The sequence below is a fragment of the Chitinophaga varians genome, assembly GCF_012641275.1.
Classification (GTDB): Bacteria; Bacteroidota; Bacteroidia; order Chitinophagales; family Chitinophagaceae; genus Chitinophaga; species Chitinophaga varians_A.
On sequence record NZ_JABAIA010000002.1, the window covers coordinates 1,885,280 to 1,911,405 of the forward strand.

Consider the following 26,126-nt stretch of genomic DNA (forward strand, 5'->3'; position numbering starts at 1 on the left):
TAGAATGACTAAATAGTAATTGTCTCCAACAAGAAAATGAACACATGAAAAAGATCGCATACATACTTACTGCACTGGTGGTTGGCTGGAACAGCCTGGCCATCGCACAGGGGCCGTCAGACCAGCGCGCGTTCAATACCAAAATCGCCGATGTGCTGGCCCTTATGCCTGCTCCCAATAAAGGACAGTTCAATACCAATATGGAAGCCATCAGCGCCCTCGGCGAAGAAGGCGTAGTGACCATCGCCGGTATGCTGGTGCCTGAAGGAAAAGGTGATAATACCCAGCTGCAATACGCCCTCGCCGGTTACGCCTATTACGTTACACAACCTGGTAAGGAAGCCAAACGGAAAGAAGCAGCAGCTGCTTTCTGTAAGGCTATCGCCAAAGCTACAGACCCGGAAAACAAAGTGTTCCTGATCACACAACTGCAAACCACCGGTGACAACGACGCGGTAAGCACACTGCTGCCCCTGCTGGCAACAGACCGCTTCTGCGACCCTGCCGCCCGCGTGCTGGTGAAGATCAACACAACAGCTGCTCAGAAGACATTACTCGGCGCCCTTGCTACTGCCAATGCTGCTAACCGCATCACCCTCACAGAAGCGTTGGGCGATGCCCGTTATACCGCAGCGGTACCGGCTATCAACGCTGAACTGAACAGCAGCGACAAAAAACTGGTGAAAGTGGCACAGTACGCCCTCGCCCAGATCGCCGACCCGGCATCTGCTGCTGCATTGGGCAACGCTGCCGCCAAAGCCGGTTATTCCTACGATGTTACAGACGCTACTTCCTCTTACCTCTACTATGCCAATCAACTGGCAGCCAACGGCAATAAAGCCGCCGCACAAAAAATCGCGGAAGCCCTGGTGAAACAATGCACCGCCGACGGACAGGTACATACCCGTACTGCCGGCCTCAAACTGCTGGTCGATATTCTCGGTGAAAAAAGCCAGCCCTGGATCAATCAGGCTGTCGCTGATAAAAACGATGAATACCGCGATGCTGCCCTGAAGTTCGCCGCTCCGTTTGCCAGTGCTTCGTCACTCACCTGGCAGGCGCAACTGAAAAAAGCGACTGACAATACCAAGGCGGCCATCATCAACATGCTGGGCGAAAATAAAGTGACTTCCGCATTGCCCGCCATTACCGCCCTCACCAAAAACAGCAACGATGCAGTGAGACTGGCTGCTATCGCTGCCGCCGCCCGCATTGGTGGGGCTTCGACGCTGCCAACGCTGCTGGGCATCATGAAGACCGGTTCAGCTGCAGATATCAACGCGGTGAAAAAAGCCCTGCGCCTGATACCTGGAGAAGAAGTCACCCAACAGGCCGGCGCCGCGCTGGCCACCATGCCTGCTCCCGCACAAACAGCGCTGCTCGAAGTGCTCGCCGCCCGCAAGGCAGACAACCGCGTAAACGATGTGTTGCCGCTGGCCGCCAGCAGCAATGCTGACGTGAAAGCTGCCGCCTTCGCAGCACTGAAAGACGTTGCCGGTAAAAACAACCTGCCTGCGCTCTTCTCCCTGCTCAATAACGCCAGCGCTCCACAGGAGATCAGCAATATCCAGACTGCCCTCATCAACGCCGGTGCCACCAGCAGTGATGTAATGGCGCAGATGAAACAAGCGTCTGCTGCCAATCAGTCGCGCTATCTTGGCGTGCTGGCAGGCATCGGTCAGCCTGCGGCCCTGGAGCCGGTGATGACTGCCTTTGCTAACGGCGACGATGCTACGAAAAATGCAGCCGTGGCTGCGCTCTCCGACTGGAAAGACGCTTCTGCCGCACCGGCACTGCTGAAAATAGCCCGTGACGCCGCCAACAGCGCCTATCGCGAAAAAGCACTGAATGGCTATATCGGCCTGACTAAAAAATCGGGATACACCGCTGACCAGAAAGTATTAATGCTGCGCAACGCGCTGGAGCTGAATCCTTCTGACGCAGTGCAAAAACAGGCGCTGACGGCACTGGAACAATGCAAAACTTTCCCGGCCTTACTGTTGGCAGGTGAATACCTCGATAACGCAGCCGTTCAACAGGAAGCTGCCATGGCGGTGATGAACATCGCGCTGGCCAACAAAACCTATAACGGCAATACGGTACGTCAGCTGCTCGACAAAGCTGCTGCTGCGCTGAAAGGCGGCGACGCCGACTACCAGCGCCAGTCCATCCGCAAATACCTCGCGGAAATGCCTGCAGGCGACGGCTTCGTATCTATGTTCAATGGCAAAGACCTCAGCGGCTGGAAAGGACTGGTGGAAAATCCTGTCGCCCGCGCTAAAATGGACGCTAAAACACTGAGTAAAGCACAGGAGAAAGCCAACGAGACCATGCGCAAAGGCTGGTCCGTAAAAGACGGCCTGCTTATTTTCAACGGTCAGGGTGACAACCTCTGCACTGATAAAAAATACGGCGACTTTGAAATGCTGGTGGACTGGAAAATTACACCCAACGGCGACGCTGGTATCTATCTCAGAGGTACGCCGCAGGTACAGATATGGGACACTTCCCGTACTGACGTGGGCGCACAGGTAGGCTCCGGTGGCCTGTACAACAACCAGCAGAACGAAAGCAAACCGCTGAAACTGGCCGATAACGCCATCGGCGAGTGGAACCACTTCCGCATCATTATGAAAGGTGACCGCGTGACCGTTTATCTCAACGGTCAGCTGGTGACAGACAATACCATCCTGGAAAACTACTGGGACCGCAATCTGCCCATCTCCGCGGAAGACCAGATCGAACTGCAGGCACATGGTACTTACGTGGCTTACCGTAACCTGTACATCAAAGAACTGCCCCGCGTGAAACCTTTCGTGCTGAGCGACGAGGAAAAGAAAGCAGGCTACAAGGTATTGTTCGATGGCACCAACATGCATGAATGGACCGGCAATACCAAAGACTATGTGATCGATGAAGGTGACCTGGTGATCTATCCTACCAATGGTGGTCACGGTAACCTCTACACGAAGAAAGAATACAAGAACTTCTCTTTCCGTTTTGAATTCCAGCTTACTCCCGGCGCCAACAACGGTCTGGGCGTTCGTGCCCCGCTGACCGGCGACGCCGCTTACCAGGGCATGGAATTACAAATCCTGGACAACGAAGCAGATATCTACAAAGACCTGAATATCTACCAATACCATGGCTCCGTGTATGGAGTGATCCCCGCTAAAAGAGGTTTCCTCAAACCAGTGGGAGAGTGGAACTATGAAGAGGCTATCGTAGACGGTACTCATATCAAAGTCATCCTCAACGGTACCGTTATCCTTGATGGCGATATCGCTGAAGCCCGTGAAAAAGGCACACTGGACCATAAAAACCATCCCGGCCTGAAAAATGAAACCGGCCATATCGGTTTCCTGGGACATGGATCTATTGTCCGTTTCCGTAATATCAGGGTGAAAGAACTGTAGTATTTATACTACACGATTTGTGAAGCGCCGGCTGAATTTCAGCCGGCGCTTTTTATTGCTCACATGAAGATGTGAGCAACTGAACTATGGTAAATAGCGTAAATTAGACGATAAATAAACCCAGCAATGAAAGATAGAAGATCCGCTGTCGTCATGGGTATTACTGTTATGATGCTCGCAATAGTAAGTGATCTAAAACGTCGACACCTTTTTTTTGATGAATTCTCTGGTTTTCTGATAATGGATATTATACTGGCATTGTATCTGGGTTTTGAAGCCAGGCAAATGACAAGTTTCAACATGAAGCTGCAGCAAAGTGAGTTCACCTTAGTGCTGAAACTGTTAATACTATATGTGGCGGCTGGAGTGGCAATAAGCAGCGGATCTGCAGAGGGGAGCAAAGGTATAATACTTTGGATAGTGAAAGCACTAGTCGTGGTCACCGCTATTACTTATGGTCTAATGACCCTGAGGCAGATAAAAATAGTCAGGAAGCTCGAAGGAAACGAGTCGGAGTAATCTGCAACATACCATGATTTTAAGAATTGGGATTCATCCCGGACAGTTTGATGAGAAAAGTTGTAGTATTTGTACTACAGTGCGTGGCTGTGTTACTAATATATAAAGTAAGGATAACTACTTAATTTTCGCGTAACAAAAAAATAATAGCCTTCCATAGCGCAGAAAATCAGGCATATGCGCGTTAATGATCATGATGCTGATCATGAAAAATTTGCTTTGTTAGAAATACTAATTTATCTTGTATTATCAGTGAGTGTGAGCAATGCACCGTATATCTTTTTTTGAAAACCTTATCTATCATTCTTCTTAAAAATCCCTCTTTTATATCCTCATGCAGACCTTTTAGGAAAACCGCGATACATCAATTTTAATCCGTATTCTATGACCTTCAGTAACCTTTATGGAAATCCTCCATGCGTGGCTGATAATTATCAGCTTATTATTGACACCCTTACCGAATGGGGTATTCATTTGTACACCGGCGTTACAGGCGGCGGCGTTATTCACTTGTTAAAACATCTTAAGCCCCTGGAAGACCTGCCCTCTCATGATCCTTCATTTTTAACGTTGGGGGAATACAGCGCGGGCTTTGTTCCGTTGGGCTATTACCTTGCCAGTGGCCGGATTGCCGCTGCGGTGGCCACTACCGGTGCTGCTACCAAGTTGATCACTTGTGGATTAAGTGATGCCAAGCTGCACGACATACCAGCGGTTTTTATTGTGCCTGTTTCTGGTAGTCATACCGAGGGTTTTTCTCCCTTACAGGATACTTCCGTATATGGAAGTAATGCCGTAGCGCAGTTACGCGCGGAATTGGGAGATGCTGTTTTTGTATTGAACGATCCGTTTTCACTGACCGCACAGCTGGCCGCTGCCAAAGCGATGCTGGACCGATCCCGGCCAGTGGTGTTGGCATTGGACAACGAAGCAGTAGGCGCCCCGCTGATGGAATATTCCATGCCCCTGCCTGAAGAGGAGACCGTTGCAGAAGATGACTACCTGGATGCTTTTGTGGCTTCTTTCCGCAAAACAGCCGCCGATAAACGGGTGGTGGTATTAGTGGGAGAAGAAATGGCGCGTTATCCCCAGGCGAAGCAGCTCACTACGCAGTTGTGCGAACAACTACAGGCTGCGGCCATCTGGAGCATCAACGGTGCGAACGCCGTAAGTCAGGACAACCCTTACGGGTACGGCTATATTTCCTTCGGTGGAAATGACAAGGCAATGGCCCTGTTCAATTCGCTTGGTGAACAGGATGTGCTGGTAGTACTGGGCGCCTGCCCGGATGAATACACTATTAACTTCAGCGGTTTTAAGGCGGCCCATACTTATTTTTTGGGTAACATTTTCGAAGCGTACGGACTGGTGGACAACAGTCTGCGCCATGTGGCCACCGGCGGCTATGATCATGTTCACGGTCCTTTGGATGTTTTATTAAGCGCATTGATCAGCGCAGGGCAGCGTTACCCCTTTGCGAACAGGCCCGTTGCAAAAGCGCCGGCAGATCTGAACGACACGCCGTTTGCCATGCCAAGGGAAGGTTATGTAAATATGGCTACGCTATACCAGCGGCTCAACAAATGGTGGCCTGCACATTCACTGGGAGTGGATGATGTTTGCCTGGCTTATAAAGACCGTCAGTACGTAACACAACGCCCCAATGATAATATCAATTTCTATTCTCTTTACCGCGGCTCTGCTATGGGCGGCGCTTTTGGCGTAGCGGTGGGCGCGAAGCTGGCGGATGTGGACCGTCCTGTTTTTTTGTTTACGGGAGATGGTTGTTTCCGCCTTTTTTCCGGCTCTTTAGGAGAGGTAAGCCAACTGGGCATCGTCATTTTTCTGCTGAACAATGAATCCTTGTCTATCGTGGAACAGGGATTGGAAAAAGTACTGCCTGATATCGCAGCGCCGCATTATCATGCGCGCGTTGCCGCCATCGATTATTGTGCGATCGCCAGGGCATGTAGCTGGGACGCAGCACGACTGCAACCTGACCTGGGCAACCTGGAAGAGCTGTTACACCGGATGGAAACACAAGGGCAACGTTCCCTGCTCATAGAAGTGCCCGTAGACCACCAGCAGGAGCTGGGCCAGAATCCCCGTCTCAAAAATCTATAACTATTATATCATGCCTTCTTTTTTGTCTTTAATTACACAGATAGATCATAATTTTTTCACCAGGAACGGCAAGGCGCTTCCGTCGCCGCCGGATGTTTCAGCCAGGGCGCAGTGGTTGCACGAAAAGGCGCCCTATAGTATCCTGGCACATGGCACCGGTGCTGATCCGCATTTTATTTATGCCAATCAATATGCGTTGTCCTGTTTTAAGTACACCCCGGAAGAGCTGCTACAACTGCCTTCCCGCCTAAGCGCGGCGCCGCAGGACAGAAGTGAACGGGAACGCCTGTTGCACGATGTGACGCTCAATGGTATTGCCTATCATTATACTGGTCCGCGCGTTGACAAGTACGGTAATACTTTTACTATTTATGACGGTGTGGTATGGCGGTTAACGCAGGAAGACGGAACACCGCTGGGGCAGGCGGCGCTTTTCTGGCTGAAGGAAACGGAAAGACCTGACTGGTATACCGGTGTAAAATAAGAATGGAAACTACTGTTGTCAGTGGGCCAACCTGAAGAGGGTGGCCCTTTTTTTAAAATTCATACACACACATTTATTTAAACGGATCGGCATATTTCGGGTCTTTGATCAGCTGCTCGTCCGTTAATGTTTTCAGGAAGGCGATGATATCGCTTTTGTCTTTTGTGGTCAAAGGGACGCCAGACCCGGCCACAGCACTGAGCTGTATGCCCAGGTTGGGATTACCTTTGATGCCATGATTGTAATGTTCCAATACGTCTTCCAGCGTAGCAAAGCGGCCGTCATGCATATACGGCGCGGTAAGCACCACATTACGAAGGCTAGGTATTTTAAAAGTGCCCTGGTCAGCGGGCTTGTGCGTGATTTCACCGATGCCTTTGTCCGTATAATCGGCTTCCAGTCCGTTGTTGGAACCGAAGCCGGTATTGATGCCGGTATTGTCGGAAACGAGAAAAGAGGGGAGCTTGCCATATTGCGCAGTAGCAAAATCGCTGTGGCATTCGGTACAGAAGTTGACCTGCAGCAGCCGTAGCCCGTTCTTTTCATCGGCGCTGAGGTTACTGAGATTACTGGCGAGCCCCTGATCGTATTTGGACTGAAAAGACACGATGCTGCGGATAAACTGGGACAGCGCATTGGCAATACGGGGCGAAGTCACATTTTCATCTCCGAACGCCGCTTTAAACAACGGGCGATAGTAGGAAATACCATTGAGCTTTGTTTCCAGTGCGGTGAGCGAGGGCATGCCCATTTCGATATGGTCCAGTACAGGCATCAGCGTTTGTGTTTCCAGGTCGGCGGCCCGCATGTCCCAGAACATGGTTTTGGCGCCGAAGAAACGTTGGTTTACCACCGGCATGGCATTGCGGCGGGTGACCTGGTTGTCGAACCCGGAGGAGTGGGCCACGCCGTCCGTAAATGCTTTGTCCTGGTGATGGCACGAAGCACAAGAGCGGGTATTGTTGACCGACATGTTTTTATCATAAAACAATACGCGGCCCAGCGTGGCGCCGGCATTGTTGATAGGATTGGCGCCGGGCGTATTGTCAAGGTCAGTGCGGCTGGCAAGGAACGCCTTCATATAGGGGGGCATGTTATTGATGGTGCCCACATAATCATACAGGGCAGCCGGCAGGTGAGGGACGCCGGGCGTGTTGGCTGGTGGCTCCTGACTCTGACCGTTTCCATCATGGCCCGGCAGTTGTGCCGGATCATTTTTTTTACAGGCAAATAATAGGAACAGCAAAAACAGCGATGATAATGTTAAATAACGCATGGTGTGCTTGGGTTTCCCATAATACACGTTGCCCTGGATTTCCCCTTACGGGAAAGAAATTAATTTATTTTTGCCGCCGGATAAGGGTATTTTAAAGTGAAGGTGTATTAGCGGTAGTTATTGAAACAATTAAGGTGGATATACATTTTGGCAAGGCAAATGACCAGGATAAACTGGTGGAGGAATGTTTTCATACCTACTTTGAGGGGTTGCACCGTTATGCCTTCACGATACTGAAAGACAATGACGAGGCAAAAGACGCCGTACAGGCCGTTTTTCTGAAGTTATGGGAAAAACGGGCGGATATTGATGAACAACAGTCCATCAAGTCGTACCTCTACACGGCGGTATATCATTATTGTCTCAATGTCAGGCGGCATGAGAAAGTGAAAGACAATTACCTGGCGCAACGTCCACCGGTCTTTGAGCACCGTAATGAGTTGGTGAGCAAAGAAACCCACCGGCGGATCATGGAACATATAGATAATCTCTCCCCGCAATGCCGGCTCATTTTCAGCAAAAGCCGTTTTGAAGGGCGGAAGTATGCTGAGATAGCGGCAGATCTGGGCTTGTCGGTCAAGACCGTGGAAGTACAGATGGGCAAAGCTTTGAAGATACTGAGAGCCAAGCTGTTTGATATAATGGTAATGATACTGTTTGCCTGTTTGTTTTTATAAGTTACAATTTTACAGAAAATGAGCACTGCTGAAAACCAAAACCTGCCATATGAGTTGTTAGGGAGATATTTTTCCGGGGAAGCTACCCCGGAAGAGGCGATGGCTGTGGATGACTGGATCAGGGAACACCGCGACCACCGGAAGGTGTATGACCAGGTGGCGGCGATATGGGATGATGCGGCGTTGCAGCAACGCTACCAGTTGCCCGACAGGGCCACGGCATTACAGGAACTGCAGGAGCGGCTGAGGCCCCGGCCGGCCGTCCGCCGTATGACAGGAATAGGCCGTATCGCAGCGGCTGTGGCTTTGCTGACAGGCGTTGCCGCTGTTTTGTTTTTCATTCTTCGGTCTCACCATACGCGTAACACGTTGGCCCAGGTGTCGGAACGCACGGATGAGGCTATACGCAGGGACACATTGCCAGACCGGTCAACAGTGGTGCTTAACAGTCATTCTTCATTGCAATACGCATCAGGTTTTCAAGATACAGTTCGTGCCGTTAAATTATTGGGTGAAGCATGGTTTGATGTAACTTCGCGGCCGGATAAACCGTTTATTGTGTCAGTAGGAGATGTCAAGGTAGAGGTATTGGGCACCTCCTTCAACGTACGGCAGTCCGACACCACTATCGCTGTCATGGTGAAGACCGGTGCTGTGCGTATGTCGCGGGGCGATAGCAGCATACAGGTGAAAGCCGGGCAGGAAGGTGTTTATCACATCGCCCGGAAGGAGCTGGGGCTCACTGCCGGTGCGTTTAATACCAATCAGTTGGGGTATGCCACCCGGGTATTTAATTTCGAAGATATGACACTGAAAGAGATTGCCGCGCAATTGGAAAAGGCGTACGGCGTTCGTGTGGTATTTGAAAATAAGGCACTGGAAGGTTGTACCATGAGCAGCACATTTGAAAACAAACCTATCGAATACGTTTTTGAGGTTATATCTGTTACGCTGAATGTCACATGCAGAATTGAAAAGGACCAGGTTTTTATCAGCGGCGTCGGCTGTGGTGGGTAGATGGCTGCTGACCGTTTTTTTGTTGACAGGAGCTGTACAGGGCTATAGTCAGTCATCTGCCGTTGACCTTCAAAAAAATATTACCATCCAGGCAAAGGAAATGCCACTGGATAAATTGTTACAGGCAGTAGGGCAACAGACCGGGGCCCGCTTCTCGCTGAATACCCGCAAATTCCCGCCTTCCCGCTTAATTCATCTCGATAAAAAAATACAGCCGCTGGGCGCTTTGCTGCAGGACATCCAACGGCAAACCGGCATCAGTTACCGCTTATTGGGCGGGCACGTTATTTTCGTAGATGCGCCACCGGTAAAACAGGCACTCGCTGGGGTGACGCCAAAACCCACTACGGCTATTTTGAAAAAACAGGCCGTTGCCCGGAAAATGCCGGAAGCTGTTCGAAATAATGCACAGGCGGTGAACAACGTTGCTACGCCACAAATGCCGATGCTGACTAAAAACTCCGTCACCGCCCGTCCTCCACAATCTCCCGATGCTGCCATCATCAGGCCAGATACCCTGAAAGCCGCGATGGCTGTCAACAAGAAAGATACTGTGCTTTACCGGCCGGATTCCGGCCTCTTAAACCTATCGCTAATGAAATTGCCCGAAGGGCAAAAAGAAAAAAGCAGGAACGGGATAGTCAATATCAGTTTCTCCCGCGGAGAAAAGAAAGGGTACACCGGCATCCTCCCCGGGCCCGATACCAGTGTGAAAGCAGAAGCCAATCCGCCTCTAACTGCTGAGGCTATACGGAAACAGCCGGCTGCCAATAATCCGCCACAAAAAACGACTGACGTTTCAGCTCCCCAACGTATAACAGCTAAGAATAAACGTGAACATTCGTTTTTTCTCACCAACTGGTTCCGCCATTCCAACGGTTCCTTTACCGGCATCCGCAATGCCGGCGACGGCCCCCGGCCAGGCCTCATCCCCTTTGTAAGCGCAGGTGTGACGTTGGAAGAATCCTTTTATATAAATGGCCAATTGCAGGCAGGCATGCCCTTCCTGTATGCCATCGCCTCCTGGGGAACAGGGCGCGGCGCATCCGGACTGCGTTATGGCGCCGGCACTTCGGTACGAATGAACGAGGATTGGCGCCTGCATTTCCAGGCCACCACCGGGAGAATGGAGTTTGACTATGATTCTTCGACGTTTGTTCAAAAACAGGTCCGTATGCAATGGCATAAGCTGGCCCTCCTCGGGGAAAGGCGGCTGAACGATCATTTTGCTGTACAGGGCGGCGTATCCCTGAACATACTGAATGCGGAATATTACACTTTTAAAGACCTTGTGCCACTGGGGAGACCGGAAGAAACAGCCCTGAAAGACGTGCGTTATTTTAAGCCATTATACACCATCAGTGATAACTTTAGCGCCGGTGAGCCAAAGAGCCGGAAAGCGTGGATAGGCGTGCAGCTGGGCGTATCTTACCGTTTGGATTTCCGGAGGAAATAATAGATCTTACAGGAAGTTTGATTAATCACAATTTAACCCGTATTCAACTATGAAGTATTCCCTTACCTTACTAGGAATGTTATTTCCTGTGTGCCTGTTTGCGCAAGTCCAAACAGATGCTAACGGCAACGTTGGTATCGGCGGCATTACAGCACCTACGCAAAGACTGGATGTAAATGGAAATATTCTTGCCAGAGGCGCGCTGATGAGCACTATTAGTGACGCCAACATCGGAGGACGCGTTTTCATCTCTAATCCTGCAAAAAATCAACCCGGTCAGGCAAAAGATTGGATCATCTACAACATGACCGGCAGTGGTTATGGAAACAGCCTGCAGTTCTGGGCTTATGACAACGCCGGATGTACGGGAGGCGGAATGTGCGCAGGCCGCTTCACAATCACAGATGATGGCCGTGTTGGTATCGGCACAGCCAGGCCGCAATCTGAGTTGGCAGTAGTGGGAACTGTCACCGCAAAAAAAATGAAAGTGACCTTAAACGGTTGGGCGGACTATGTTTTCGATCCCGGTTACAAATTGCCATCACTCGCGGAAGTGCAGCAGCACATCAACACGCACAAACACCTTCCTGACATTCCTTCCGCCGCCGCCATAGAACAGGACGGACTGGACCTTGGTGACATGCAGCGCAAACAAATGCAGAAAATCGAAGAGCTTACGCTGTACATCCTTCAGCAACAAAAAGAAATAGAAGCACTGAAAGCCACCGTGAAAGCGCTCGCGGATAAAGTTGGCAAACCCTGATCAGACAGCGCTTTTAGCTGGGTCCTGCTGGAAAATATGTGACAGCATTTTATATAGCTCGGGATGTTTCTCTGAAAGCAGGTCCGGCCGTTCAAAGAAGTATTCTGAAATCACTGCAAAAAATTCGGCTTCATTGGTAGCGCCGTACGGATTAATATCTGTACGGCCTTCTGCCATTTCCTGGATGGTCTGGTGTACCAGTTTGAGCCAGGGAATACTATAACTGTGTTCCAGCAGTTTAGTGGGCAGTCCGTCCACTGTGCCATCTGCTTTGTCGAGCAGATGTACAAACTCATGAATGGCGGTATTGCTTTTGTCGGTGGTGTTGGAGAAGCCTTCCCGTAGCGCGGAGCGGGAGAGGATCATCTGCCCGTTGAGCGCGCCGCTGCCCACCATGCCCAGGATATTGCGGCGGTTGCCTTCATACTGGTACGATTCATCGAACGTGTCGGGGTAGAGGATCACATTGGTGAGGTTAAAATATTCCCAGTTTTTAAAGCCGAAGATGGGGATGATGGCACTGGCAGCTACCAGCACGCGGTCGAGCGGTTCTACTTCCGTGCCTACGCCTTCAATATGCGTTCTTTTGAGAAAGCGTTGTACCTGTTGCTCAAAGCGGTTTTTATCCGTGTCGGTGAGTTGCTGGTAATAGCGTACATGTGTTTGCAGCAGTTCCCGATAGGTGTCGGGAACTGCTGTTTTCTTAAGTTGGTGGCGGTTGACCAGGTTCTTGAAGTACAAGAACAGGATCAGCCCTATCATAATTAATCCGAATAGTACCATGATCATTTTACCTTATTTCCGGTACGCCTTGAACTCAGAGCCTTTTTTCCATTGCGGGAAAGTGCTTTCGTTGCTGAGGGTATAACCAACGTCGAACATGAGGCGTACATCTTCTACCATGCCGTCCATCACCCAGGTATCGGGGTTAAACTCATCAGCGGGGGAGTGGTAACGTAAACGGTTATACTCTGCCGTTTTTTCTTTTCCGGAGCCGGGAGCTTTGCCCACTATATCGTTGCCTGGGCCCAGGTATAAACCGGGGACACCCTTTTTAGCAAAGTTAAAGTGATCTGAGCGGAAAAACCAACCTCCTTCGGGATTGGCTTCCGGTACGGTAATGCGGCCCTGTTTGGCGGCGGCCCGTTGCGCATACTCGTCCAGTTCCGACTGGCCCATGCCGATGACGGTCACGTCTTTGGTGCGGCCAAAAGTATTGAGCACGTCCAGGTTGATATCGGCCACTGTTTTCTCAGCCTTGAACGCCGGGTGTGCGGCATAGTACTCGGAGCCCAGCAGGCCCTGTTCTTCTCCGGTAACAGAGAGGAACAGCACGGAGCGCGCCGGTTTTTGTTTCAGTTGGGTGAAGGCAGTGGCCAGTTCCAGCAGCCCTGCGGTGCCGGTGGCATTATCTACGGCGCCATTGTAAATGGAATCGCCTTTTACCGGTTCACCGATACCGAAGTGGTCCCAGTGCGCTGAATACACTACGCATTCATCCGGTCTTTTAGCGCCTGGCAGTATGGCCAGCACATTATGCGAAGTGGATTTTTTGATGGTATTGTTGATCACCAGCGATGTTTGCAGGTGCAGGTCTACCGGTTTGAAATCCTTTTGTTTTGCTTTTTCCATGATGTCGGGGGAGATGCCGGCCAGCTGGAAAATTTTTCTGGCGGCGTCCTGGGTGATCCAGCCTTCCATGGTGGTCCTGGACATGTTATTGTCGGCCGTCTGGAGGTGCAGTTTGGAGTTGGACCATCCGCTGCGCACCACTTTCCAGGGATAGCTGGCGGCGGCTGTTTCGTGGATGATGATCACGCCTGCAGCGCCCTGCCGCGATGCTTCTTCGAACTTGTACGTCCATCGTCCGTAGTAGGTCATAGTGCGGCCTTTAAAAAGACTTTTATCTGCGAAGCCGGGATCATTGATCATCACAATGACGGTCTTGCCTTTCACATCGAGGCCGGCGTAATCGTTATGCCCGTATTCCGGTGCCACGATGCCATACCCGGCAAATACCAGTTCTGAATTACGGATGTTGACCTGTTCCTGTACGCGGCGGGTGGCGGCCACATAATCGTCAAGATATTGCAGGGACACCTCGCCGCTGGCGCCTTTGATCACCATATTACCGGCAGGTTTGGAGCCGATGGCCACCATGGGCACTTCCTGGAAGTAGCTGTTGCCATTGCCGGGTTTCAGTCCCAGCGCTTTGAATTGGGCCGCCAGGTAGTGGATGGCGCTGTCTTCCCCGCGGGTGAAGGGCTTACGGCCTTCGAAGGCGTCAGACGCCAATACCTGTATGTGTCTCGCGAAGCTGTTGGCATTGATCGCCCGGATGGCGGACGAATCCTGGGCCTTTACGCCCTGCCACAACAGGGAGGCGGCCATGCTAAAGATGATGGGTGTTTTCAAATTAAGAGGATTGATAATAAACAAAAACCATTCTTGATAAAAATAACAAAATTAAAAATACGAAAAGCCGGATGCGGTTTTGTCAGCCGCCTGCAAGAAAAGAGGTGGTTGTTTCAATCTAAACCATTAATTTGCCGCCGGAATCAGAACAACAATTGCTCCCACGGGCCAACCAAAATGCTCAGCTGTATGCTCAATGCACATCGCTCAACCGAATCCAGCGCTGGCCGGTACGGTGAAAAGGATTATGCCGGCTTCTGGTACGAAATGCAGCAGGACAATGAACAGGGACTGTATAAAATCTACCACGACCTCTATGACAATTTCTATCACTACGGTATCTCCGTTGTGCTGGACAAAGGCATGGTGAAAGAAGCCATCAACGATGTTTTTGTAGACATCTGGCGTAAGCGCCATCAGCTCGGCATGCCTGAAAACATTCAGGCCTACCTTTTTATCTGCTTTAAAAGAAAACTATATAAACTGTTAACCAAAAACCAGAAAGGCACGGTGCTGACCGATAGTCAGCTGTTCCCCGAGCCTGAAGAGCAACCTTACGAAACAGTGCTCATACGCCAGGAAACAGACAGCCTGGTAAAGGAAAAGCTGGAAAAAATGCTGGCGCTGCTCACCAGCCGCCAGAAAGAATTTATCAGGATGCGTTTTTACGAAGACCTGAGCATAGAAGAAATAGCCGTTAAAACGGCCGCCACTCCCCGCACCATTTATAATACCATTCACAATGCCCTCGTACGCATCAGGGAGGTATACACTGATGCCACGTTTGTCGCACTGCTGCTGCTTTTGATCGATCTGGAAAATTTTTCCTGATTTCTTTGGTAAAAAAACAAACATACCCCCCTCTTTATAGTTAAATGCCTGGCATGGACTTACAGCAGTATAAGGCGGAAGACTTTATTTTGAACGATTCGTTCGTTCGTTACTGCCTGCGCAGCAACGAAAAGGACGTGCTGTTTTGGGAAGACTGGCTGGAACGCTACCCGCACAAGCAGGAGGAAGCGGCCAAAGCCCGCGAATGGCTGTTCCGCTTAGGCCTGCGTATCACGCCGGATGAAAAGGAAGCCGAATTCGGTAAACTGAAAGCTGCTATTGCCGTTGCAGACACGCCGGTAAAAAGGATTTCCTGGAAAAGGATCACCCGTATCGCTGCCGCTGTGGCATTGCCACTGGCCGCCGCTACCTGGTGGCTGGCCACACACCGTACTGCTGCTTCTAAGGAAGATGCTAAGTCCTATACGCTTTTTAAGGCAGGCGACAGTCTCCGGCGCCATGTCATGTTAGCAGATGGAAGTCTCGTGGTCCTGAATGCACACAGCACGCTGAAAGTGCCGGCCAACTATAACGGGCAGCAACGCGACCTTATACTGGAAGGAGAAGCATTGTTTGAAGTGGCCAAAGCGGAAGGCAAGCCCTTTACGGTATATACCGGCAATCTGCAGGTACAGGCGCTGGGAACAGCTTTTAAGCTGCGCGCTTATCATTATGATGAACAGGCTGCCGTCACCCTCGTGGAAGGGAAAGTGCGCGTGGCACAGGAAACAGCCGTCGCTGAATTAATACCCGGTGAACAACTGACTACAGGAAAAGCACATGCCCGCTTCGTAAAAAACAAATTCGATCCTGAAAAAGAAAAAGCCTGGCGCAGCGGACGCCTGGTTTTCCACAACGCATCTCCTGACGAGATAGCGGCCACGCTGGGATATTGGTATGGTATCAATGTAAAAGTAATCACACGTAAAAATAAACCTATCCGCTTTAACGGCGTATTCAACAACAAACCGCTGAATGAAGTGCTGGCAGCAGTTTGCTTTGTCAACGGACTGCAGTCTGTGACAAAAAACGACACTTTATTTGTGCAACCAATCAGTAAATAGTCCACACAGGTACATCTAAACAACCAAAATGCGTTATGAAGAAGACATCCCTTCTGAGGGCATGCTGTGCCATGCTCCTATCATCCCTTTTGCTAAGTTGGGCGCAAATAGCAGAGGGCTTGAAAGATAAGATTGACGTGGGATTCAGGCAGACAAAGGTACTCAGTGTTATTCAGTACCTCGAGAAAAACACCCGCCTGAAATTCTCGTACAATCTTGATGATCTGGAAAAATTGAAGCCTGTAACCATCGATAAAAAAGAAAGGACAGTAGAAGGTTTACTCCAGGAAATAGGCCATGCCACGTCGCTGCAGTTCAGGATGACAGAAGACATCATCCTGGTGAAAGCGGCACCGGCCACTTCTTCCCTGACAGCCGCACAACCGGCACAGGAAAAAGTGGTGGAAGGCGTGGTGAAGTCCAATACCGGCGAAGCCCTGCCCGGCGTCAGCGTTCGGGTAAAAGGCACGCCCCGTGGTATGCTCACAGACGTGAAAGGCTCCTTCCGGTTTACCGACCTGCAGCCAGGAGCGGTACTGGAAGTATCTTTCATCGGCTATGAAACACAAGAGGTAACAGTCAACGGAAACGGTCCGCTGGCCGTTACCCTTGCTGCTTCTACCAAAGTACTGGACCAAGTGGTGGTAGTAGGTTACGGCACACAAAGCAAACGCAATGTAAGCAGCGCCATCACCTCCGTAAAAGGAAGCGAAATTTCCAATGTGGCCAGCAACAACCCTGTCAACGCCCTGCAAGGTAAAGTGGCAGGCCTCACCGTTACCAACACCGGCGGCGCCCCCGGCGCTATGGCCGATATCCGCCTGCGTGGCATCAGCACCTTCGGCTCACACCAGCCGCTGTTTATCGTAGACGGCAGCCCCGCAGATCCCTATTACCTCAACAACAACGATATTGCTTCCATCGAAGTATTGAAAGACGGCGCCGCGGCCTCTATCTACGGTTCCGTGGCTGCCAACGGCGTGATCCTCATCACCACCAAAAAAGGCAAAAAAGGCGCGCCGAAAATTGAATTCAACACCTGGTACAGCATGGTAAACCCTACCGGTAAACAACACCTGCTCGATGCCGACGGTTACCTGAAAGTACATACTATGATGTACGACGCTGCACCGCCCAGCACCAAAAGACCTGCTTACCTGAAAAGCGGCATCACCGCCAATACCAACTGGCAGGATGAAATCCTGCAACAGGGCAACAGCGAAAACTACAGCCTTAACCTCACCGGCGGCAGCGAATATTTCACTTATGGCCTCAGTGGTAATATCACCAATGAGAAAGGCACTTTCCTGGGTTCCAACTTCAAGAAGAAATCCATCCGCTCCCGTAACGAATATAAAAAAGGCCGCCTCACCGTGGAAGCCAACCTGGTATACGCAGAAACAGACCGCCGCGACGTGCCTTACAGCGTAAAAGACGCCTATTTCCAGTCACCGCTGTTACCAGTATACGACGAGAAGGAAAAATATGGTTATGCTTTGCAGATCAACCAGCTGCCTAAGTTTGAGAACGCGGTAGGGGTGAACTTCTACAATGATAACAGCAACAGAACACAATATTTCAATGGTAACGCACGCCTGTCGCTCGAACTGCTGAGAGGCATGAAGTTCGTCACCAACCTGAGCCTGGCCAACAGCAACTATTTCACCTATGCTTACCATCCGCCGTACCGTGCCAGCGCCAATGATCCGCTGATTCCGTTCGCACAGTTGCAGGACAACCGTGGGAATGAACGTCAGCGTCTGATGGAAAACCTGTTGTACTACGATCGCAGCTTCGGTAAACACAGCCTGAACCTGCTGGCCGGTTACACCGCGCTCGAAAAAACCTACAATAACGTACTCACTACTGCTGACGGTAAAACCACCATCTATTCCGTGAAAGATGGTCAGATCTCTTCCGACATCGTACCGGGTGGTTTCCTCGATCCGCTGTTTAATACTATGGACGGCGCCAAAGGCGGTACCTTCAGCGCTACCGGCACCCGCTGGCAGACTGACCGCCTCTCCTGGCTGGGCCGTGTCAATTACGCCTATGATGGTAAATACCTGTTGCAGCTGGCTGTTCGTCGCGACGGATCTTCCAAGTTCGGTGTCAACCGCCGTTATGGTACTTTCCCTTCCGTGTCCGTGGGCTGGAATATCCAGAGCGAATCATTCATGCAAAGCCTTACCTGGCTTAATATGCTGAAGCTGCGTGCCAGCTACGGCCAACTGGGCAATGAAGAAGTGCTGAACGCCTATGACCACCAGCAGCTGATCTTAATCAACAACCTGTGGGGCGGTGGCTCCGTACAGGGCTCCGGCAGCACAGCATGGCCCGGCGGCGCCGCCTGGGAGCTGCGTAACAAAGACCTGCGCTGGGAAACCAATACCAGCCGCAACGCAGGTTTCGACTTCGCTATTTTAAACAAACTTACCGGTGCGTTCAACTACTTCAATAACATCACCTCCGACGTGTTGATCAGAAGGGAACTGGCCCCCAGCAATGGTCTGAACAACCCTATCCTGAACGTAGGCCGCTTCAAAAACAGCGGTTGGGAACTGGAAATGACCTGGGCTGATAAAAAAGGCGACTGGAGCTACAGTGTAACCGGTACCGTTAGCCAGGTGAAAAACAAAGTACTGGCACTCGCCAACGACGGACAGAAACTGTATGGCACCGGCCTCAAATACGGCACCGGTCCCGTTCCTAACACCACGCAGGTAGGCACCGAAGTGGGCGCCTTCTACCTGTACGAAGCGGATGGCCTCTTCCAGTCAGACGCAGAAGTAGCTGCCTACAAAAACAGCAAAGGTGAACTGCTGCAGCCGGATGCCAAACCGGGCGACGTTCGCTTTAAAGACAGCAACGGCGACGGCGTGATCAACGACGCCGATAAAACCTACAAAGGCAGCTCTTTCCCGAAAATTGAATATGGCCTGAATATGAGCGTGGCCTGGAAAGGTTTCGACCTCCAGCTCTTCTGGCAGGGCGTAGGCGGTAACAAAATCTACAACGGCAATAAATACGAACTGCAAGGCATGGACGCCGGCCGTAACTTCGACGTAAGCACCCTCAACGCATGGACACCGCAGAATACCAACACTGACGTGCCTCGCGCCGTATTGGGCGACCCCAACTACAATAACCGCGAATCCACCCGCTTCCTCGAAAGCGGCAGCTACCTGCGCCTGAAAAACGTAACCCTCGGTTATGCTTTCTCGCCACAGCTCCTGCAACAGATAAAAGTCACACGGTTACGCCTGTACGTAAGTGCACAGAATATCCTCACGTTCACCAAATACTCCGGACCAGATCCTGAGATTGGCCGTACAGACATTCTCAACAGTGGCCTGGACCGCCTGATGTATCCGCAAAACAAAGTATTGATGGCTGGCGCACAGCTGGAATTCTAAAAAAATGGTTATGAAAAAATCTTTGTTATATATATCCTTATTATCCGCAGCCATGGTATTCAACACCGGCTGTAAAAAAGAGCTGCTTGAACAGGCATCGCCCGACAAGCTTACATCGGATAACTTCTGGACCTCCCGCGACCGCGCCCTCACCGGCCTGGCCGCGGCCTATTCCAGGATAGAAAGCTTTGCCGGCTGGGATAACTTCGTGGAGGCTCGTTCCTGCCGCGAATACTACCGCGAAGATTATGTAGAGCCAGGTGCCGACGCCTACAACTACAGCTGGTGGATGGAGATCTATAACTATAGCTATAACTCCGGCAACTATGCTATCGACCTGCTGTGGCGGGACAACTACCGCGGCATCAACTTCACCAACCAGGTATTGGAGAATGTCAGCATGATGACCGATAAACAGATCGATGATGCCAGCAAAAAAATGATCCTGGCGGAAGCCCGCTTCCTGCGCGCATATTATTATTTTAAGCTGATCACCAACTTCGAGAAAGTGATCATCCGTGATAAAGTACCTAATGGTGAAGCAGATCTGCCGAAAGCCCCCTCTACCCGTCCTGAAGTATGGGACATGATCATCGCTGACCTGAAAGCCGCAGAACCAGACCTGCCACTGCGAAGCGAAAGAGCTGCTACGGAACTGGGCCGTGCCACCAAAGGCGCTGCCCAGGCTTACCTTGGTAAAGCGCTCATCTATCGTGCCGGTGAAGACAAAGCCAACGCTAACACCTACTTCACAGAGGCCTCTGCGTGGCTGAAGAAAGTGATCGACTCCAAACAATATAGCCTCGTGCCCAACTACCTGTCTATGTTCAACGGTACCACGGCCAATACCACGGAGTCAGTATTTGAACTGCAACAAACCATGGACGAGTCCAACGGCGCTTACTACAAATCCTATCTCAGCGACTGGATGGCCGCTTCAGAACTGGGTGGTTATGGTGAGATCTATGGCGCTCCGCGGCTGCTGACAGAAATGCTGAAAGAAGGAAAAGTGGCCACCGACGGCCTGTATGACCATCGTGTATACAATACCGTATTTTTTAACGACGATTATTTTAACGATGCCGCCAATCCGCGCGTGTATGGCTATACGTATGGTAAAGTGTTTGAAAACAACACCATCGCTTTCCGTAAATGGATACCTGCCAGCCTCGATAAACTGGGAAACGCCAACGCTATCAATATCCCGATCATCCGCTACGCAGATGTGAAGTTGTTGTACGCCGAAGCGCAGAACGCCATCGGCGTTACCGCTACAGCGATGGCGGAGATCAACGATGTGCGTGCCCGTTCTGCTATGCCGCCACTGAACCTGACTAACACCGCCGATGTGTTCAAGCAGCTGGTACATGAGCGCGTGATGGAGTTCACCCTGGAAGGCAGCCGTTTCTACGATCTTCGCCGCTGGGGCCTGCTGACGCAACAGATGCAGGAAGCCGGCAGGACCTTCACGCTGGATAAAAGCTATTACCCGCTGCCACTGAAGGAAACGCTGAACAACCCTCTGGCACAATAGTAATTTTTAGAATACATAACGGTTAAATGATCCCACTGGCGGCCTCGCAGCCGCCGGTGGTTTTATACAACGGTACCATGATGAAAACTGTATTACTTGCTTTGATGTGTTTGCCCGCTACTTTGCTGGCCCAGTCCAACGATTGGGAAAACCCGCAGAAACCTTCCGAGCACACGCTGTTCCCGCACGCACATTTTATTCCTTTCCCGGACGCCGCTTCCGCCATAAAAGGCGACAGCTCGCCTTTCACCCTCTCGCTGGACGGCATCTGGAAATTCCACCTCGCAGCCAATCCTGCTGCCCGGCCACAGGGATTCGAACAACCTGCTTATGATGTAACAAACTGGAAAACGGTCCGTGTGCCTGCCAACTGGCAAACGGAAGGTTATGCCCCTTATATTTTTACGGACGTGGAATACCCTTTCACGCCCAATCCGCCGTTTGTTCCTAAAGAAGAAAATCCCGTCGGTTCTTACCGCCGCAGTTTCCAGCTGCCCGCCACCTGGAAAGGCAAACAGACCATTTTGCACATCGGTGCTGCCAACGCATTTGTGTACGTATGGGTAAATGGTAAATACGCCGGCTTCAGCAAAGACAGTAAAACGCCAGCCGAATTTGACGTGACGCCGCTGTTGCAGCCCGGCAATAATTCCGTGTCGCTGCAGGTGTTCCGCTTCAGTGACGGCTCCTACCTCGAAGGGCAGGACATGTGGAAGCTGAGCGGCATAGAACGCAGCGTGTACCTGGTAGCCCGTGCCCCTCTATCTATCTATGATTTCTTCGCCAAACCATTGCTGGTCAACAATTACAAAGACGGTTCCCTGCAACTGGACATGGCACTTAATAAAATACCCGCTGTAACGGACAAGGTTAAACGTATCCGCGTAACCCTGCAGGACAACGGTACGACCGTTTTTACCAAAGTATTGCCCATAGGTCGTGACAGCATGTTGCATATGCAACAGCTGCTGCCAGGCGTTAAGTCCTGGACAGCTGAACAGCCCAACCTATACCAGCTGGTCATCACGCTGGAAGACAAACAAGGCCGCCCGGTGGAAAGCATTACGCACGCTATCGGTTTCCGTACCGTGGAAATTAAAAGAGGCCTGTTGATGATCAACGGTCAGCCTATCACCATCAAAGGCGTGAACCGCCATGAGCATGATATGCACACCGCTAAGGTGGTAAACCGTGAAGGAATGCTGAAAGACATCCTCACCATGAAGCAATACAACATCAACGCGGTGCGGGCCAGCCACTATCCCAATCGGGAAGAATGGTACGCGCTCTGCGACCAGTACGGTCTTTATGTAGTGGACGAAGCCAACATCGAGTGCGACGGCATGAGCATGCACCCGTTGAAAACCCTTTCCGATAAACCCGAATGGCAGGCCGCCTACCTCGATCGTACACGCCGAATGGTGGAACGTGACAAGAACCATTGCAGCATCATCACCTGGTCTCTCGGTAATGAAAGTGAATTCGGCGATAATTTCATCAACACTTACAAATGGACCAAACAACGCGATAATACCCGTCCGGTACAATATGAGCCGGCCCGTAATACACCATGGACCGATATCGTGGCGCCCATGTACAAATCCATCGCCTGGATGCAGGAGTATGTGAAAGAGTACCGCGACCGGCCCCTGGTCCAGTGCGAATACGCACACATGATGGGCAACAGCGGCGGTAACCTCCGCGATGACTGGGACCTGATCAATAAATATGACCAGTTGCAGGGCGGTTTTATCTGGGATTTCTCTGACCAGACTTTCCTGCAGCGCGACTCGCTGGGAAGGGCTATCTGGGCTTACGGCGCTGATATGGGCACCGTGGGCGCTACCAGCGATACCAGTTTCTGCGCAGACGGTATGCTGGCCGCCGACCGTACGCCGCATCCGCAGGCATTTGAAGTAAAGAAAGTATATCAGCCGGTGCAGTTTGCCACCGTTGGTTTGTCTGCCGATCTCGTGCAGATCACCAACCGGTATGACTTTAACCAGCTCGAAAATATCCACCTGACCTGGGTACTGAAGGGAGATGGGAAAGTGCTCGCTTCAGCTGATTTGCCGCACCGGCCATTGTTGCCTCACCAACAGGACACCCTGCGTATAGCCCTGCCGGTAGTAAAGCCACAGCCAGGGGTGCGTTATTTCCTGCACCTGAAAGCCACGCTGAAAAAAGCGGACGGTATGTTGCCTGCCGGCTTCACGCTGGCCACCGATCAGTTTGAGCTGCCGTGGTATGCGCCGGTAAAAAAACAGGCGGTTATCGGGACTGCCTTACAGGTAAAACAATTGGATGGTGGCTGGGAGATAGGTAACCCCGCTTTTACTGCTACCATTAAAAACGGCTGGCTGGAGCAGTTTGCTGCTAACGGCACCGCCTATATGCAAAAAGCATTGAAGCCACATTTCTGGCGTGCCGCCACTGATAACGACATCGGTAACAGTCAACAGATGCGCTGCGCAGTATGGCAACATGCAGGCGACAGTACCCGCTTGTTGTCTGCCAGCATTGTACGGCAGGACAAGCAGCAGGTGCAGATACGTGCCAAACACGCATTGCCGCTGGTGGCCGCCATTTACGAGGTCGACTATACGATTTTCGCCAATGGAGACGTGAACGTAAAAGTCAACTTCCAGCCAGGTGATACTACCATGCCTGAGCTTCCCCGCATGGGCATGCGCATGGTGCTCAATCCTGCGCTGGACAGAGTGACCTGGCTGGGCCGGGGCCCGTTTGATAACTACCAGGACCGCAAGTACGCCGCTGACGTAGACGTATACACGCTGCCGGCAGACTCGCTGTTCCATCCTTATCCCCGCGCACAGGAAAGCGGCTACCGCTCTGATGTACACTGGATGGCGCTGCGTTCCGCTTCCGGCAACGGATGGATGGCCCGCACCGACTCCCTGCTGAACATGGGTGTGTTGCACTTCGATATGGACCGGCTTAACTTCAACCGTAAACATAACGTACATGGCGGCTCTATGAACAACGACCCGCTGATCTGGTGGAACATCGACTTCCAGCAGGCAGGCCTGGGCGGTGATAACAGCTGGGGGGCAAAGCCTCATGCGCCTTATACGCTGGTGTACAAACCTTATCAGTATCAATTTACGTTAAGGCCTTTAGGGGCTGGCGAAGAACCAACAGAAAAGGCGAAAGAGAGATATGAATAAAATCAAATGGCTGCTGGCGTTACTGCTGATGCAACAAACGGCCAGCGCACAACGGGACCATTTTGCGGATGTGCTGGACATCCACTATACAGTTAAAGATACCAACCGCATCGCTGCTTCTTTCTTTTCAGATAACGGCGCCTGGCATGCCTATGCATTGCCGGTGCCCGGCACAGCTACCGGCTTCACCGGTCCCCTGCTGATGGACATGAAAGGGGAGTGGTTGTCTGCATCCATCGCACAGCTTCACCTGTACGCCGATGGCCGGGAACTGCCGCTGGAGCAGGACACAACGGCCACGCATTATTATCCGGGCATGTTAAAACTGGGCTTTCGCTCAGGACAGGTGCAGGTACAGATGCAGCTGGTGTTTAGCAGTAACCGCGAAGCCGTAGTACAAACCATTATTCGTAATAACGGTGCACAACCGCTGCAGCTGCGATTGCAATGGCAGGGCGCTGCGCTGCTGAAAAGAGCGCAGTTTTCCCGCGAAGGTAATGCTATACGTGTAGGCGTGGCCGGTACTAAACATGTTTTCCGGCTGCACTGGTGTGCTCTGGCTCCATGGGACATACGGACTACCGCCGATGGATACACGGCCGCAAGAAATGTGTCCATACCGGCGGGCGGTCAACTGGAAGACCTGCAAACACAGGGCTTCTGGCCGGAAGGGAATATGGTGACAGTTCCGGAGCGGGAGTTTGACATCGTGCTGCAACAGAATGAACAACGCTGGAACGGCTATCTGCAACAACTGTTCCGCCGCATGCCTTTCAACGAAAAAGACACCTTCCGCAGCAGGCTGGCCGTAAAAAGTATGATCACACTGCTCACCAACTGGCGTAGTGCTTCCGGGCATTTACGGCACGATGGCGTATTCCCTTCGGCGTCGTACCAGGGTTTCTATGGCTTCTGGTCGTGGGACAGCTGGAAGCAGGCCGTAGGACTGGCTTACTTTGCGCCTGCGCTGGCGAAGGACAATATCCGCTCACTGTTCGATTATCAAACCGTCAACGGTATGGTGCCAGATTGCGTGTATGCAGACAGCACAGAGAACAACTTCCGCGATACCAAGCCGCCACTGGCCGCCTGGGCCGTGTGGGAAGTGTTTGCAGCCACCCGCGACACCGCTTTCCTCCGTGAGATGTTCCCCGCGCTGGAACGTTATCACCACTGGTGGTACGCGGAGCGTGACCACGACCGCAACGGCCTCTGTGAGTTTGGCTCTACGGACGGCACCCGCATAGCGGCAGCCTGGGAAAGCGGCATGGACAACGCCGTGCGCTTCGATAAAGCAAAGATGCTGCAAAACAGCCCCGGCGCCTGGTCGCTCGACCAGGAGTCGGTCGATCTCAATGTCTATCTGTCTAAAGAAAAAACGGTACTCGCACAATTGGCGACCGTGTTAGGCAAACCAGCTGCGGCGGCTGCCTTCCGCAAACAGGTTACCATCTTAAACCAACAGATCAACCAACTTTTCTTCGATACTGCCAGTGGATATTATTATGACCGCCGTCTGAACGGAGCGCTGGTGCGCGTAAAAGGGCCGGAAGCCTGGGTAGCACTGTGGGCGGGCATCGCTCCGGCATCCCGCGTAAAAAAGATGACACAATACATGCTGGATACCACTGTTTTTAATACTTTAGTGCCCCTGCCCGTGCTGGACGCCAGCGAAAAAGCTTTTGACCCGCAACGCGGGTACTGGCGCGGACCGGTATGGATAGACCAGTTTTACTTTGGTGTAAAAGGTTTGCAGCAATATAAGCAACAGGCCGCCGCACAAACGCTGGTCAACAAACTGTGGCAACACGCCGGCGGCATGAAAGATGACCAGCCGTTGCACGAGAACTATCACCCGCGTACAGGCAAAGGCCTCAATGCGGAGAATTTCAGCTGGACAGCAGCGCATGTGCTGATGCTGCTGGCCGACAAATTTTAATACAAAC

The 26,126-nt window shown here is 51.7% G+C and carries 17 protein-coding genes; 14 read left to right on the top strand and 3 right to left on the bottom strand.

Annotation, left to right across the window (positions count from 1 at the left end; all coding sequences use genetic code 11):
- The first annotated feature begins 44 nt into the window (after positions 1-44).
- The 4 genes from HGH92_RS22440 (at position 45) to HGH92_RS22455 (ending at position 6,543) form a co-directional block, all read left to right on the top strand.
- The gene (locus HGH92_RS22440) at positions 45-3,416 is read left to right on the top strand and encodes a DUF1080 domain-containing protein (protein ID WP_168872978.1); all 3,372 of its coding nucleotides are present in this window, start codon (positions 45-47) and stop codon (positions 3,414-3,416) included.
- A gap of 126 nt (positions 3,417-3,542) precedes the next feature.
- Positions 3,543-3,935 (top strand): hypothetical protein, encoded by a 393-nt coding sequence (locus HGH92_RS22445; protein WP_168872979.1) that lies wholly within the window; start codon positions 3,543-3,545, stop codon positions 3,933-3,935.
- Positions 3,936-4,319: 384 nt separating this feature from the next.
- Complete coding sequence (locus HGH92_RS22450; RefSeq protein ID WP_168872980.1) at positions 4,320-6,059, top strand: thiamine pyrophosphate-dependent enzyme; 1,740 nt, start codon at positions 4,320-4,322, stop codon at positions 6,057-6,059.
- Positions 6,060-6,069: 10 nt separating this feature from the next.
- The gene (locus HGH92_RS22455; protein WP_168872981.1) at positions 6,070-6,543 is read left to right on the top strand and encodes an MEKHLA domain-containing protein; all 474 of its coding nucleotides are present in this window, start codon (positions 6,070-6,072) and stop codon (positions 6,541-6,543) included.
- A gap of 73 nt (positions 6,544-6,616) precedes the next feature.
- On the opposite strand, the gene HGH92_RS22460 is transcribed toward HGH92_RS22455, so the two are convergent.
- A complete protein-coding gene (locus tag HGH92_RS22460) occupies positions 6,617-7,819 on the bottom strand; it encodes a cytochrome-c peroxidase (RefSeq protein ID WP_168872982.1) in 1,203 nt (400 codons plus the stop codon).
- 134 nt (positions 7,820-7,953) lie between these two features.
- Between HGH92_RS22460 and HGH92_RS22465 the strand changes: the two genes are divergently transcribed.
- The 4 genes from HGH92_RS22465 to HGH92_RS22480 all read left to right on the top strand — a co-directional run bounded on the left by HGH92_RS22465 (position 7,954) and on the right by HGH92_RS22480 (position 11,732).
- Positions 7,954-8,496 (top strand): RNA polymerase sigma-70 factor, encoded by a 543-nt coding sequence (locus HGH92_RS22465; RefSeq protein ID WP_168872983.1) that lies wholly within the window; start codon positions 7,954-7,956, stop codon positions 8,494-8,496.
- A gap of 18 nt (positions 8,497-8,514) precedes the next feature.
- Positions 8,515-9,513, top strand: coding sequence for a FecR family protein (locus HGH92_RS22470; protein ID WP_168872984.1), 999 nt, complete (start codon positions 8,515-8,517; stop codon positions 9,511-9,513).
- Positions 9,452-10,969, top strand: a complete 1,518-nt coding sequence (locus tag HGH92_RS22475; RefSeq protein ID WP_168872985.1) for a hypothetical protein — start codon at positions 9,452-9,454, stop codon at positions 10,967-10,969. Before HGH92_RS22470 ends, HGH92_RS22475 begins: the two co-directional genes overlap by 62 nt.
- 76 nt (positions 10,970-11,045) lie before the next feature.
- Positions 11,046-11,732, top strand: a complete 687-nt coding sequence (locus tag HGH92_RS22480; protein WP_168872986.1) for a SlyX family protein — start codon at positions 11,046-11,048, stop codon at positions 11,730-11,732.
- Here the strand turns inward: HGH92_RS22480 and HGH92_RS22485 are convergent, their stop codons facing one another.
- Both HGH92_RS22485 and HGH92_RS22490 read right to left on the bottom strand, forming a co-directional pair.
- Positions 11,733-12,521 (bottom strand): zinc-dependent peptidase, encoded by a 789-nt coding sequence (locus tag HGH92_RS22485; RefSeq protein WP_168872987.1) that lies wholly within the window; start codon positions 12,519-12,521, stop codon positions 11,733-11,735.
- Positions 12,522-12,527: 6 nt separating this feature from the next.
- Positions 12,528-14,147, bottom strand: coding sequence for a M28 family metallopeptidase (locus tag HGH92_RS22490; RefSeq protein ID WP_247654998.1), 1,620 nt, complete (start codon positions 14,145-14,147; stop codon positions 12,528-12,530).
- Between the two features lie 189 nt (positions 14,148-14,336).
- On the opposite strand from HGH92_RS22490, the gene HGH92_RS22495 reads away from it, so the two are divergent.
- The 6 genes from HGH92_RS22495 to HGH92_RS22520 all read left to right on the top strand — a co-directional run bounded on the left by HGH92_RS22495 (position 14,337) and on the right by HGH92_RS22520 (position 26,119).
- Positions 14,337-14,978 (top strand): RNA polymerase sigma factor, encoded by a 642-nt coding sequence (locus HGH92_RS22495; RefSeq protein ID WP_168872988.1) that lies wholly within the window; start codon positions 14,337-14,339, stop codon positions 14,976-14,978.
- Positions 14,979-15,031: 53 nt separating this feature from the next.
- Positions 15,032-16,042 carry a FecR family protein gene (locus HGH92_RS22500; protein WP_168872989.1) on the top strand — a complete coding sequence of 337 codons (1,011 nt, stop codon included), beginning with the start codon at positions 15,032-15,034 and terminating at the stop codon, positions 16,040-16,042.
- 119 nt (positions 16,043-16,161) lie between these two features.
- Positions 16,162-19,458, top strand: a complete 3,297-nt coding sequence (locus HGH92_RS22505) for a TonB-dependent receptor (RefSeq protein WP_168872990.1) — start codon at positions 16,162-16,164, stop codon at positions 19,456-19,458.
- A gap of 10 nt (positions 19,459-19,468) precedes the next feature.
- Positions 19,469-20,992: a RagB/SusD family nutrient uptake outer membrane protein gene (locus HGH92_RS22510; RefSeq protein WP_168872991.1), complete on the top strand. Its 1,524-nt coding sequence runs from the start codon at positions 19,469-19,471 to the stop codon at positions 20,990-20,992.
- Positions 20,993-21,069: 77 nt separating this feature from the next.
- Positions 21,070-24,180: a glycoside hydrolase family 2 TIM barrel-domain containing protein gene (locus tag HGH92_RS22515; RefSeq protein ID WP_168872992.1), complete on the top strand. Its 3,111-nt coding sequence runs from the start codon at positions 21,070-21,072 to the stop codon at positions 24,178-24,180.
- On the top strand, positions 24,173-26,119 hold the full coding sequence (locus HGH92_RS22520) for an MGH1-like glycoside hydrolase domain-containing protein (RefSeq protein ID WP_168872993.1): 1,947 nt from the start codon (positions 24,173-24,175) through the stop codon (positions 26,117-26,119). Before HGH92_RS22515 ends, HGH92_RS22520 begins: the two co-directional genes overlap by 8 nt.
- Positions 26,120-26,126: the final 7 nt, after the last annotated feature.

Coding starts and splice junctions, on each gene's coding strand:
- HGH92_RS22450 (WP_168872980.1), top strand. CDS start 4,320: ATGACCTTCAGTAACCTTTATGGAAATCCTCCATGCGTGGCTGATAAT.
- HGH92_RS22510 (WP_168872991.1), top strand. CDS start 19,469: ATGAAAAAATCTTTGTTATATATATCCTTATTATCCGCAGCCATGGTA.
- HGH92_RS22495 (WP_168872988.1), top strand. CDS start 14,337: ATGCTCAATGCACATCGCTCAACCGAATCCAGCGCTGGCCGGTACGGT.
- HGH92_RS22455 (WP_168872981.1), top strand. CDS start 6,070: ATGCCTTCTTTTTTGTCTTTAATTACACAGATAGATCATAATTTTTTC.
- HGH92_RS22445 (WP_168872979.1), top strand. CDS start 3,543: ATGAAAGATAGAAGATCCGCTGTCGTCATGGGTATTACTGTTATGATG.
- HGH92_RS22520 (WP_168872993.1), top strand. CDS start 24,173: ATGAATAAAATCAAATGGCTGCTGGCGTTACTGCTGATGCAACAAACG.
- HGH92_RS22515 (WP_168872992.1), top strand. CDS start 21,070: ATGATGAAAACTGTATTACTTGCTTTGATGTGTTTGCCCGCTACTTTG.
- HGH92_RS22475 (WP_168872985.1), top strand. CDS start 9,452: ATGTCACATGCAGAATTGAAAAGGACCAGGTTTTTATCAGCGGCGTCG.
- HGH92_RS22470 (WP_168872984.1), top strand. CDS start 8,515: ATGAGCACTGCTGAAAACCAAAACCTGCCATATGAGTTGTTAGGGAGA.
- HGH92_RS22485 (WP_168872987.1), bottom strand. CDS start 12,521: ATGATCATGGTACTATTCGGATTAATTATGATAGGGCTGATCCTGTTC.
- HGH92_RS22480 (WP_168872986.1), top strand. CDS start 11,046: ATGTTATTTCCTGTGTGCCTGTTTGCGCAAGTCCAAACAGATGCTAAC.
- HGH92_RS22460 (WP_168872982.1), bottom strand. CDS start 7,819: ATGCGTTATTTAACATTATCATCGCTGTTTTTGCTGTTCCTATTATTT.
- HGH92_RS22440 (WP_168872978.1), top strand. CDS start 45: ATGAAAAAGATCGCATACATACTTACTGCACTGGTGGTTGGCTGGAAC.
- HGH92_RS22500 (WP_168872989.1), top strand. CDS start 15,032: ATGGACTTACAGCAGTATAAGGCGGAAGACTTTATTTTGAACGATTCG.